The following is an 11,521-nucleotide window of genomic DNA, read 5'->3' as shown; positions in this document are numbered from 1 at the left end:
AATCGCCCATGCAGGGCGTTTTTATGAGGCGACCGTCCAGTCCGAACAGATGGGCGGCGAGCGCCTCCGGCAGGGCGGTGGGGTCGGCGAGATGTCGCACCCCCTCGATCGCGGCGGCGCCGGCCAGCCCGAAGACGGTCTTGCCCAGGCGCAGTCCCAGCGCCACCTCCGACAGGGTGCCATAGCTGTCGCCGACCGCGATCAAACAGTGGCTGGCCTGGGCGATCAGCGCGTTGCGCGCCTCGCCGATGCCAGACGCAAGCACGATGCCGGCATAGGGATTGGCGGTGGCGGGGTCGGCGCCCGGCAGCAGGGCGATGCCCAGGCCGCCCGCCTCCGTGGCACCACGGCAGGCCGCCTCCATCACCCCCTGGCGACCGCCGCACAGCAGGGTCAGGCCACAGCGTGCGAGGATGGCGCCGGTGGCGCGGGCGGCGGCCAGGGCGACGTCGGCCGCCTCGTTCGGGCCGATCACCCCGACCGGCGCCCGCAGGGGATGACCGCCCTGGGTCTGGAGCCAGTGCAACGCCTGTTCCGGGTCGAGCGATTCCGCCCCGGCGGGCGCCGGGCCGCCGCTCCAGCCCCGGCTGACGGGATCGAAGAGACAGCCGGCGTGGTGCAGGCGGTTGGTGTCGCGGTCAAGTTCGAACATGGGGATCGGCCTCGGAACGGGCGGCGGCGATCTCCGCCACCGCCATCAGGAAGGAACAGACGGCCAGCAGCAGCACTGACAGGGCGGCGGCCAGCGGAAAATCGGCGCCGGCGTCGGCGATCAGGCTGTAGAGCCGCAGGGGAAGGATGTTGATCTGGGTGCCGACCAGCGCCAGCGCCGTGCCATAGGCGCCGAAGGCAACCGCCGTCACCAGGGCGAAGGAGGCGAGCACGGTGGGCGTCACCTGCGGGGCAAGGATGTCGATCAGAGCGCGCATCCGGCTGGCCCCCATCGATTCCGCCGCCTCGGTCTGCCGATGGTCGAAATTGGCGAAGACCGGCAGCAGCGTCAGGATCACGCGCGGCGTCAGGAAATAGCTGTAGGCCAGAACCAGCCCCGGCCGGTCATAGAGGAAGGCGGCGATCGCCGCCGGATCGGCGCCCAGCTCCGCCAGCAGCAGCGTGGCGAAGCCGGCGCGGCCGAGCAGCAGGATGAAGCCGTAGGCGACGATCAGGCCGGAAAAGGTCAGTGGCAGGGCGATGACCACCTGAAGCAGGGCGCGACGGCCCGGCGGCAGGCGGGCAAGATGCAGGGCGACGGTCACGCCAAGCACCACCGAGGCCAGCCCCGCCTCCACCCCCAACAGCAGCGAGTTGCCCAGCGCCGCCAGCAGGTCGCCCTGGGCGAAGACGCGCTGGATGGCGTCTCCGGCCAGGGCCTGCCACGCCACGGCGCCCAGCGGCAGCAGGAAGAAGAGGATCAGCAGCGCCAGCCCCGGCACCGCCAGCAGCAGCAGGAGAAAGGGCGATCTGCTCATGATCCCTGACCTTGCGATGCGATGCCGTGGGTGCACTGGCTCATTTGCCGAGCGCGGCCTTGGTCCAGCCGGCGTCGACCGCCGCCTTGCGGTCGGCCGCCAGCTTGACGTCGAGGGGACGGACCTGCGGGGCTGGCGGCAGCTTCGCCGCGATGTCGGCCGGCAAGGCGACACCCGGCACCGACGGCCGGACATAGCCCTCGGAGAAGATGGCCTGGCCCTTGGCGCTCATGATGAAGTTCAGCCACAGCTTGCCGGCGTTCGGGTTGGGGCCGTTTTTCACCAAGCTGATGCCATAGGGGGCGGCTGCCGACGCCTCGGCCGGGATGACGACGGAGACGGCGTCGCCCAGCCCGTCGGTGTGCTTGGCCTTCAGCCCGTCGTTCTCGTAGGAGATCCAGATCGGAATCTCGCCCTTGACGAATTTGGCGTAGGGGGTGGTGCCCTCCACCCGCATCACGTTGCCGGATTTGTGCAGGCGGGCGAAATAGTCGAAGCCGGGCTGGAGGTTATCCATGTCGCCGCCATTGCCGAAATTGGCGGCGAAGCTGATCACCTGCCCGATGCCGGTGGAGCGCGGATCGAGATAGACGACGCTGTTCCTGTATTCGGGCTTCAGCAGGTCGGCCCAGCTCTTCGGTACCTCCTTCACCAGCTTGGTGTTCACGACGAAGGCGACGGTCAGCGAATGGATGGTGAACCATTTGCCGTCGGGGTCGCGGAACACCTCGGGCAGCCTGTCGAAATTCACCGGTTTGAAGGGGGCGACGACATCCTTGGCCATGGCGTCGAAGGCCGACGCGGCGAAGTAATAGGCGGTGTCGGCCTGCGGGCGGTTGCGTGCCTTGTCCAGCGCCACCACCGTCGCGGCGGAGCCGAGATCGTTGTAGGTCATCTCGACACCGGGATAGCGCTTCTTGAAGGCCGCGAACTCCGCCGCCCAGTTGGCCCAGGTCGGGCCGGTGTCGAAGGAGACGACCAACCCCTCCTTCAGGGCCTGTTCGTAGAGGGCGCGTTCGCCCTGATAGAGCTCGTCGCCGGCGGTGACCGCCTCGACGGCGGTGGCTTGGGCCAGCGCGGTGCCGGCGGTCGGCAGGGCGGCGGTCAGCAGGCCGGCGGCCGACAGGGCGACCGCGGTGATCAGGCGTTTCATCAGGTCAGGCCTTTCCAGGGAGGCCGGCGGGAGGGGCCGGCGGGGGAAGGGGAAAATGCGGGTCAGGCGGGAAGGATGCGCAGACAGTCCGGCGGAATCTGAACCGAGCGGATGTCGCCGCGGGACAGGGTTTCGCCCAGGATCGTGCCGCCCGGCACCGCGAGGTCGTAGCGGCGCAGAGAGCCGAGGAAGCGGTCGCGGACCAGCGTCCCGCCGAAGCGGTTGACCGCATCGTCGGGCGGATCGGTGCGGACCGCCTCCGGACGCGCCAGCAGGGTGACGGCGGTTCCAACCGGGCGGCCCTCGGTGGCGCAGGCCAGCGGGCCGATGGCGGTCTCCACCAGATCCGGCCCGCTCACCATGCCGTCGAACAGGTTGGCGTGGCCGACGAAGCCGGCGACGAAGCGGTCGGCCGGACGGTCGTACAGCTCCTGCGGGCTGGCGAGCTGGAGCAGGGCGCCGTCGCGCATCACCGCGACCTTGTCGGCGATGGACAGCGCCTCCTCCTGGTCGTGGGTGACATGCAGGGTGGCGATGCCATGTTCGCGCTGCACCGCGCGGATCTCGTCCCGCATCGCCGCGCGATGGGCGGCGTCCAGCGCCGACAGCGGTTCGTCCAGCAGCAGGGCGCCGGGGGCGAAGACGAGGGCGCGGGCCAACGCCACCCGTTGTTGCTGGCCGCCGGAGAGCTGGCGGGGGTGGCGGTCGGCCAGCCCCGACAAACGGGTGCGCTCCAGCGCCTGACCGGCCCGGCGCAGCCGCTCCGCCCGGCCGACGCCGCGCAGCTTCAGCGGATAGGCGACATTCTCCAGCGCCGTCATGTTGGGGAACAGCGCGTAATTCTGGAAGACGATGCCGAGATTGCGCAGCCGGGGCGGCACGCCGGTCATGTCGGTCCCGGCGATCCGGATCCGCCCGGCCGCCGGGCTGAGGAAGCCGGCGATCAGCTTCAGCAGGGTGGATTTGCCGCAGCCCGACGGGCCGATGACGGCGCAGAACTCGCCCGGCGCCACAGCGAGGCTGATACCGTCGAGGCCCGCCCCGGCGGCGGGATAGCGGAAGGCGAGGGAGTCGACGACGACGCTCATGACGGCGTCCCTTTCCTGGAGGGAAGCCCGCGCCCGGCCGAAGCCGAGGCGAGGGCGGACAGAACGGCCAGCAGCAGCAGCAGCATGGTGCCGGCGCAGGCGAAGCCGGTGGCGCCGTAGAAGGCCTGGAGCAGAACCACCGGATAGGGGCGGGAGAGGAAACCGGCGATCAGGTTGGACAGCTGGAATTCGCCGATCGACAGGGCCGCCACCATGATCAGGCCGGAGGACAGGCTCTGGCGCAGGCTTGGGATCACGATGCCGAACAACCGCTGACGGAAACCGGCACCCAGCGATTCCGCCGCCGTTTCCAGCGTGACGAGATCGAGATGGCGCATGTCGGCCACCAGCGTCTGCATCAGGTAGGGCAGGGTCGAGACCACATGGCCGGCGACCAGCAACCAGCCGCTGCCGAGGAAGGGCAGGCTGTCCGACGAGAAGACCAGGATGAAGCCGAACCCCAGCACCAGCGGCGGTGCCGCCACCGGCAGCAGGAACAGCACGCGGGCGGCGGCACGCAAGCCCCGGCGCGAGGCGCCATAGATCGCGTAGGCGAGCGGAACGCCGATCAGCGCCGTGACAGCGCAGGTCGCGGTGCAGACGGTCAGGCTGACGGTGAAGGCGCGGCGGAAGCTGGCGTCGGACCAGAGCTGCCCGTACCATCCGGCGGTCAGGCCGCTGGGCAACAGGCTGTTGGTCCAGGACTGCCCCACCGACCCGATGGCAAGCAGGGCAATGGGGGCGGCCAGATACAGCAGGTAGAGGGCGGTGACGATGGGCATGAGGTGCCGGGTCTGTAAGATTTCGATCACGCTCTGATCGTTTTCTTACATAGCACGGCTCCATGATCCTTTTGTGACCGTCCGGCTGCAATTCCTGGACATTTCGACGGGAAGCCAGCGCTGTCACGGGTGTGGGCAACCGTGGCGGGCAATGGCTCCCGCTTGTCAGCGGCGGAGGCTTGCTGTAAGAACCTGATCGTTTTCTTCCACAACCATCCGGCGTGGGGTTTGGGCGGCATGACGGCGCATGGGAAAGGGCACGACCCGGAACAGAGTCTTCCGCTGCGCCAGCGGGAAATCCTGACGCTGATCCGCGACCGGGGCTTCGTGACGATCGAGGCATTGGCGGATCATTTCGCGGTGTCCGACCAGACCATCCGGCGGGACATCATCCGGCTCGACGGCGTCGGATTGCTCCAGCGCTTTCATGGCGGTGCTGGGGTGCGCGACCAATCGGTCCGGCTCGGCTATGTCGAAAAGCAGGCCATCGCGCCGCAGGGCAAGGAGCGGATCGCCGCCGCCGTCGCGGCGCTGGTGCCTGAGGGGGCGTCGGTCTTCCTCGATGTCGGCACGACGGTGGAGGCGGTGGCGCGGGCCTTGCGCGGCAAGCGGCGGCTGCATGTCTTCACCAACAGCCTGTCGGCGGGAAGCCTGCTGGCCGGCCGGCCCGGCATCGACGTGTTCGTCACCGGCGGCGTCGTGCATGGCGCCGATGGGTCGCTGGTCGGTGACGCGGTGATCGCGACGCTGGAGCGCTGCCGGCTGGATCTGGCGGTGATCGGCATTTCCGGCTTTGATGAGGACGGTGCGCCGATGGATTTCGACATGCAGAAAATCGGCATCAAGCGGGTCGCCATGGCCGCCGCGCGCCGGTCTGTGGCGGTCGCGGACGCCGGCAAATTCGCGCGTTCCGCCATCGTCCGCATCGCCCCGGCCGGCGACTTCGGGCTTCTGGTCACGGATTCGCCGCCGCCCGCCGCTCTGGGCCGCGCGTTCGAGATGGCTCGTCTGGCCGTGCAGGTCGCCAACGGCGGGGAGCGGCAGCTGTAGCAGCACTCGGTCAAGCCGGCATCTGGTTTGCTGGCCACGGTGCCTTTTTGGTTGTCTGTAACATGACCGTCGCCACCGCTTCATCATAGAGTCGCGCATCTCGGGCATGACTGAGGAGGAATAAACGGGAGGATGGCACTTGGCCTCGTGGACTCTGAACGTCGTGTCAGCCCCCATAGCGTCCCAGGCTGCGGCACGCTTCGAGGTGCGGCTGGCCACCAGCGCCCGGGAAATCGACGCCGCACAGGCCTTGCGCTACCGCGTGTTCCACGATGAACTCGGAGCCACGCTCGTGAGCATGGTTCCTGGCCGCGATGTGGACGCCTTCGATGCCGTCTGCGACCATCTCATCATCCTCGATCATGCGCTGGACCGTGAGATGGGGGGCGCGATCGTCGGAACTTACCGCCTTCTGCGGCGGTCTGTGGCGGAACGGTGCGGCGGTTTCTATTCGGCCACCGAATTCGACATCGCTCCACTGTTCGATCATCCCGGCGAACTGCTGGAACTTGGACGGTCCTGCGTCGACCCGGCTTACCGCAACGGGGCGACCATGCAACTGCTGTGGCAGGGCATCGCCGCCTACATCCTGCAGCATGACATCTCGTTGATGTTCGGCTGTGCCAGCCTGCCCGGCACGGACATCGACGCGCTTGCTCCCATGCTCGCCTATCTGCACCGCCATCATCTTGCGCCGCCGGCTCTCCGGACACGGGCCCTGCCGGACCGCCGCGTTGCGTTGGACCGCCTGCCGATACCGGCAGCGTCGGGCGATACGGTGGTGAAGCAACTGGGCGCCCGTGCGGCCGTGGCCGGGCTTCCTCCACTGCTCAAAGGATACTTGCGGGTCGGTGGCTGCATTGGCGACGGCGCCGTCATCGACCGAGAGTTCAACACCACCGATGTTTGCCTCATCGTCCCAATGGATGATCTGTCGGGCAAGTACGCCAAGCATTTTCTGAACCGTACCCACTGATGCTCTCGTCCAGGTGGGCCAATGCGCGGGAAGCAAAACACCGACAGGACCCAGAGTTTCAGCAGCAGCTATTCGGAAGCGCGGGCCAAGTTCAGGGCGGCGGCGGACGCGGTTGAGGCCGACGTCGAGTGCATGGCCAGTCCGATGCTCGGACCGGATGGCGAGGCTCTGTCGACCGACGTCGCCTGGATCGGACCGCGTCAGGCAGAGCGTGTACTGACCCTGATCTCCGGAGTCCACGGCGTGGAGGGCTATTGCGGCTCCGGTGCCCAAGTCGACTGGATGCGGAGCGGCGAAGCAATGCGGATGCCGGAGGGCACGGCCGCGCTGCTCATTCATGCGGCCAACCCCCATGGTTTCGCCTGGACCCGCCGCGTGACCGAAGAGAACGTCGACCTCAACCGCAACTGGGTGGATTTCGAGACTTGCCTTCCGGAAAACCCGGACTACGAGATGCTGCGCGAAGCCTTGGTGCCCAGGACATGGACGCCAAAATCGCGGGCGGCCAGCGCCAAAGTCTTCGGCGCGTACATCGGCGTACATGGGTTCCCCAGGTTCCAGGCCGTCGTTTCCGGTGGGCAATACACCGATCCTCGGGGAATGTTCTATGGTGGCCAGGCGCCAACCCGCGCACGATGCATGCTGTCAGAAATTCTCACCGGCCGCTTGTCCGCCGCTCGCCGGGTGGTGGTCATCGACTACCACACAGGACTGGGGGCGTGGGGTGTCGCCGAGGAGATCGTGAGCGAACGCCGCGACACCGCAGTCTTCACACGGGCAGCCCGCTGGTTCGGCGCAGGCGTCACATCCAGCATAGACGGCAGCTCCGTCTCGGCCGACCTGTCGGGCGATGGCTTGATCGGCATCCTTCGCTTGCTGCCCCATGCGGAGGTGACGGCGATCACGCTCGAATTTGGCGTCAGCGCTCTTGAAGACACGTTCGACGCCTTGCGTGCGGATGCCTGGCTGTACCGGTATGGAGAGCCCATCTCGACACAGGGACAGCGCATCCGCACCAAAATGCTGGCCGCCTTCTACGACCAGTCCGCGGTTTGGAAAGGCATGGTCCTCGGTCAGTCGAGGTCCGTCATCCGGCGGGCTCTGGCGGGCCTCAATCAATCTGATTAAATCGGCGCAGGTGTCGACGCCGACACGTTCCGGCAAAGCGACGGCTGATCCGGCCGTCTACGCGACGCGGCCGCTGGCATGGGGGAGGATTTTTTACCAACACGGCGTCACCAAAGCTTAACGGGAGTGAACGGGCGCTTGGGCGTAGAGAGGCTTCCTGTACCGGGACGGCGGACACGGCCGTTCCGGGACGCCTCCAGACACCGCCGATCCGACCACGGGAGCTTCCTGATGATCCGCCGCACCACTCTGCCTGGGACTTGTGCGTTTGCGCTGCTGGCCGCCGCGACAACCGTGGTGGCCGCCACGGGAGCCGGGGCAGCCACCCGCCTGACCGTCTACACTGCGCTGGAGAACGAACAGCTCACCCCCTACAAGAAGGCGTTCGAGGCCGACAATCCCGGCATCGAGATCGACTGGGTGCGCGATTCCACGGGCGTCGTCACCGCCAAGCTGCTGGCCGAGAAGGACAACCCCAAGGCCGACGTGGTGTGGGGGCTCGCCGCCTCCAGCCTGATGATCCTGGACGCCCAGGGCATGCTGATGCCCTATCAGCCGAAGGGTGCCGAGGAGCTCAAGGCCAGCTTCCGCGACGCCAAGACCCCGCCGGCCTGGGTCGGCATGGACGCCTGGATGGCGGCGATATGCTTCAACACGGTTGAGGCCGAGAAGAAGAAGCTGCCGAAGCCGACCTCCTGGGCCGACCTGCTGAAGCCGGAATACAAGGGCCAGATCGTCATGCCGAACCCGGCCTCCTCGGGCACCGGCTTCCTCGCCGTGTCCGGTTGGCTGCAGACCATGGGGGCGGACAAGGGCTGGTCCTACATGGACAGGCTGAACGACAATGTGGCGCTCTACACCCATTCGGGATCCAAGCCCTGCAAGATGGCGGCGGCCGGCGAATATCCCATCGGCATCTCCATCGAATACACCGGGCCCCAGCAGAAGACCAAGGGTGCGCCCATCGACGTCATCCTGGCCTCCGAAGGGGTGGGCTGGGAGATGGAGGCGACGGCCATCGTCAAGGGCACCCAAAAGGCCGAAGCCGCGAAAGTGCTCGCCGACTGGGCGGCCAGCCGCAAGGCGAACGAGCAGTATGTGAACTTCTATCAGGTTACCGCCCATCCCGGCGTGACCAAGGAGACGCCGAACTATCCGAAGAACGCGGAAGCGGCGATGAACAAGGCCAACGACTTCGTCTGGGCCGCGGCCAACCGCGACCGCATCCTGGCGGATTGGGATAAGCGCTACGGCGCCAAGTCCGAACCGAAGAGCTGAGGCCGACCGCAGGGGCGGGCGCCTGGACGTGCCCGCCCGTCCTTTCCGTTTCCTGCCAGGACAAGCCGCCGATGAACGCAGAGACAGCCGCCGCGCCCCATCTCCGCCTGGACTCCATCGTCAAGACATTCGGCAGCTTCACAGCGCTGAAGGGCGTGTCGCTCGACATCCGGCGTGGCGAGTTCATCTGCTTCCTCGGGCCGTCCGGCTGCGGCAAGACCACGCTGTTGCGGGTGATCGCTGGGCTGGATCCGCAGAGCGGCGGCATGGTGTGGCTGGGAAACCGCGACGTGTCGCGGCTGCCGCCCTCGGCGCGCGATTACGGCATCGTCTTCCAATCCTATGCGCTGTTTCCGAACCTGACCGTGCAAAAGAACGTCGCCTATGGCCTGAAGCTGGGGCGGGCGGCCGAGCGGGCGCGGGTGGAGGAACTGCTGGCGCTGGTCGGCCTGCCCGATGCAGGCCCGAAATACCCGGCGCAGCTTTCCGGTGGCCAGCAGCAGCGGGTGGCGCTGGCCCGCGCGCTGGCGCCGTCCCCCGGCCTGCTTCTGCTGGACGAGCCGCTCTCGGCGCTGGACGCGCGGGTGCGGTTGCATCTGCGCCGCCAGATCCGCGAGCTGCACCGCCGGCTGGGCATCACCACCATCATGGTCACCCATGATCAGGAAGAGGCGCTGACCATGGCCGACCGCATCGTCGTGATGAACGACGGCGTCATCGAACAGGTCGGCACCCCCGACGAGGTCTATCGCCAGCCGGCCAGCCCTTTCGTCGCCGATTTCGTCGGGGCGATGAATTTCCTGCCGGGCGTTCTGGAGGCGCCGGGGCAGGTGCGGCTGGGCGTGCATCGTTTCGAATGCGGTGGCGACCATCTGTCCGACGCGGCCCCCGGTGCCGCCGTCACCGTCTGCCTGCGGCCGGAGGACGTGCAGGTGCGCGCGGCCGGCGGCGCCAACACCTTGGAAGCGGTGATCGAAAGCCTGGAGTTCCTCGGCCCCTTCCACCGCGCCCGGTTGGCCGCCGACGGGCTGGGGGACGCCCGCGTCACCGCCGACCTGTCGGCCAATCTGGTGCGTGACCTGTCGCTGGCATCCGGCCGCCGGCTGGCGGTGACCCTGCCGCGCGAGCGATTGCGCGTGTTCGAGGCCGCGCGATGAGCATGTTGAAGGTGACCGCGCCGAAGTCCTCCTTCTTCACCGTTCGCCATTCCGGCCGGCCGGTCGATCCGGGCGAGCGCTGGCTGTTCGGGCTGGGAATGGGCGGGGTCGCGCTGTTCCTGGCGCTGTTCGCCCTGCTGCCGCTCTGCGCGCTGTTCCTGCGCAGCGTCTATGACCGCGACGGCGCCTTTGTCGGACTCGCCAATTTCGCCGCCTTCCTTGAGGCGCCGACGCTGGTGCGCTCGGTGGTCAACAGCCTGACGCTGTCGTTGCTGACCACGGCCATCACGGTGGCGCTGGCCTTCCTCTACGCCTTCTGCCTGACCCGCACCCACATGGCGGGCAAGGGGCTGTTCCGGCTGCTGGCGCAGATCCCGCTGCTGGCGCCATCGCTGCTGCCGGCCATCGCGCTGGTCTATCTGTTCGGCAACAAGGGCATCCTGCGCGGCCTGCTGATGGGGGAGAGCATCTATGGCCCCATCGGCATCGTGATGGGCGAGGTCTTCTATGCCTTCCCGCATGCGGTGATGATCCTCACCGTGGCGCTGTCGACCTCCGACGCCCGGCTGTACGAGGCGGCGGAGGCGCTGGGGGCCGGCGTCTGGAAGCGTTTCGTCACCATCACCCTGCCCGGCGTGCGCTATGGCCTGATCTCCGCCATCTTCGTGGTGTTCACGCTGGTGGTCACCGATTTCGGCGTGCCCAAGGTGATCGGCGGCTCCACCAACATGCTGGCGACCGACGTCTACAAGCAGGTGGTGGGCCTGCAGAATTTCGGCATGGGGGCGGTGGTCGGCATCGTCCTGCTGCTGCCGGCGGTGCTGGCCTTCGTCGCCGACTGGTTCGGCCAGCGCCGGCAGATGGCGCAGCTGTCCGCCCGCTCGGTGCCGTTCCAGCCGCGGGTGAGCCCGGTCGGCGACCGGCTGGCCCTGCTGTTCTGCACGCTGGTCGGCGGCCTTCTGCTGGGTCTGCTGGGGGTGGCGGGCTTCGCCTCCATCGTCACCTTCTGGCCCTACAACCTGACGCCGACGCTGGCGAACTACGATTTCGCCGAGTTCGACTCCGCGGGCTGGAGCAGCTACGCCAACAGCCTGACCCTGGCCTTCTGGACCGCGCTGGCCGGCACCGTCATCGTCTTCACCGGCGCCTGGCTGGTGGAACGGGCGCCTGGGCGCGCGGCGATGAAAGGGATTGTGAGGCTGCTGGCGATCCTGCCGCTGGCGGTGCCGGGGATGGTGCTGGGCCTCGCCTACATCTTCTTCTTCAACGCGCCGTGGAACCCGCTGGGATGGCTCTATCACGGCATGGCGATCCTGGTTCTGGCCACGGTGGCGCATTTCTACACCGTCAGCCATTTGACCGCCGTCACCGCGCTGAAGCAGCTGGATGCCGAGTTCGAGGCGGTATCGGCCAGCCTGAAGGTGCCGGTGTGGTCGACCT

Annotated in this window: 11 protein-coding genes; 6 read left to right on the top strand and 5 right to left on the bottom strand. The window is 67.8% G+C overall.

The window, feature by feature from the left end:
• From I71_RS22355 to I71_RS22335, 5 genes are all read right to left on the bottom strand, one after another.
• Positions 1-652: hypothetical protein (locus I71_RS22355; protein WP_049976254.1), on the bottom strand; the 652-nt coding region annotated here is incomplete at its 3' end.
• Positions 639-1,469: an ABC transporter permease gene (locus I71_RS22350; protein ID WP_042698435.1), complete on the bottom strand. Its 831-nt coding sequence runs from the start codon at positions 1,467-1,469 to the stop codon at positions 639-641. The genes I71_RS22350 and I71_RS22355, both read right to left, overlap by 14 nt.
• A 40-nt stretch (positions 1,470-1,509) precedes the next feature.
• A complete protein-coding gene (locus I71_RS22345; protein WP_244433990.1) occupies positions 1,510-2,622 on the bottom strand; it encodes an extracellular solute-binding protein in 1,113 nt (370 codons plus the stop codon).
• 62 nt (positions 2,623-2,684) lie between these two features.
• On the bottom strand, positions 2,685-3,710 hold the full coding sequence (locus I71_RS22340) for an ABC transporter ATP-binding protein (RefSeq protein ID WP_042698429.1): 1,026 nt from the start codon (positions 3,708-3,710) through the stop codon (positions 2,685-2,687).
• Positions 3,707-4,522, bottom strand: a complete 816-nt coding sequence (locus I71_RS22335; RefSeq protein ID WP_244433989.1) for an ABC transporter permease — start codon at positions 4,520-4,522, stop codon at positions 3,707-3,709. The genes I71_RS22340 and I71_RS22335 overlap by 4 nt, the downstream gene beginning before the upstream one ends.
• 207 nt (positions 4,523-4,729) lie before the next feature.
• Here I71_RS22335 and I71_RS22330 point away from each other — a divergent pair, with 207 nt between their 5' ends.
• From I71_RS22330 to I71_RS22305, 6 genes are all read left to right on the top strand, one after another.
• Positions 4,730-5,542, top strand: coding sequence for a DeoR/GlpR family DNA-binding transcription regulator (locus tag I71_RS22330; protein WP_042698442.1), 813 nt, complete (start codon positions 4,730-4,732; stop codon positions 5,540-5,542).
• Between the two features lie 205 nt (positions 5,543-5,747).
• Complete coding sequence (locus I71_RS22325) at positions 5,748-6,518, top strand: GNAT family N-acetyltransferase (protein ID WP_307189020.1); 771 nt, start codon at positions 5,748-5,750, stop codon at positions 6,516-6,518.
• Positions 6,519-6,539: 21 nt separating this feature from the next.
• Positions 6,540-7,646 carry a M14 family metallopeptidase gene (locus I71_RS22320; RefSeq protein ID WP_042698423.1) on the top strand — a complete coding sequence of 369 codons (1,107 nt, stop codon included), beginning with the start codon at positions 6,540-6,542 and terminating at the stop codon, positions 7,644-7,646.
• Positions 7,647-7,877: 231 nt separating this feature from the next.
• On the top strand, positions 7,878-8,924 hold the full coding sequence (locus tag I71_RS22315) for a putative 2-aminoethylphosphonate ABC transporter substrate-binding protein (protein ID WP_042698420.1): 1,047 nt from the start codon (positions 7,878-7,880) through the stop codon (positions 8,922-8,924).
• 71 nt (positions 8,925-8,995) lie between these two features.
• Entirely contained in the window at positions 8,996-10,081 is a 1,086-nt protein-coding gene (locus tag I71_RS22310; RefSeq protein WP_042698417.1) for a putative 2-aminoethylphosphonate ABC transporter ATP-binding protein, read from the top strand.
• Positions 10,078-11,521, top strand: a 1,444-nt coding sequence (locus tag I71_RS22305; RefSeq protein WP_042698414.1) for a putative 2-aminoethylphosphonate ABC transporter permease subunit, incomplete at its 3' end; no start/stop codon positions are given. The genes I71_RS22310 and I71_RS22305, both read left to right, overlap by 4 nt.

The organism is Azospirillum sp. B506 (assembly GCF_000333595.1).
Lineage (GTDB): Bacteria > Pseudomonadota > Alphaproteobacteria > Azospirillales > Azospirillaceae > Azospirillum.
Note: the sequence above shows the minus strand (reverse complement) of the source record. Positions and strands in the feature narration are given on the sequence as shown.

What these genes read in the sequence shown, in the direction of transcription:
- I71_RS22350 (WP_042698435.1), bottom strand. Translation starts at nt 1,469, where the DNA reads ATGAGCAGATCGCCCTTTCTCCTGCTGCTGCTGGCGGTGCCGGGGCTG.
- I71_RS22345 (WP_244433990.1), bottom strand. Translation starts at nt 2,622, where the DNA reads ATGAAACGCCTGATCACCGCGGTCGCCCTGTCGGCCGCCGGCCTGCTG.
- I71_RS22340 (WP_042698429.1), bottom strand. Translation starts at nt 3,710, where the DNA reads ATGAGCGTCGTCGTCGACTCCCTCGCCTTCCGCTATCCCGCCGCCGGG.
- I71_RS22330 (WP_042698442.1), top strand. Translation starts at nt 4,730, where the DNA reads ATGACGGCGCATGGGAAAGGGCACGACCCGGAACAGAGTCTTCCGCTG.
- I71_RS22320 (WP_042698423.1), top strand. Translation starts at nt 6,540, where the DNA reads ATGCGCGGGAAGCAAAACACCGACAGGACCCAGAGTTTCAGCAGCAGC.
- I71_RS22315 (WP_042698420.1), top strand. Translation starts at nt 7,878, where the DNA reads ATGATCCGCCGCACCACTCTGCCTGGGACTTGTGCGTTTGCGCTGCTG.
- I71_RS22310 (WP_042698417.1), top strand. Translation starts at nt 8,996, where the DNA reads ATGAACGCAGAGACAGCCGCCGCGCCCCATCTCCGCCTGGACTCCATC.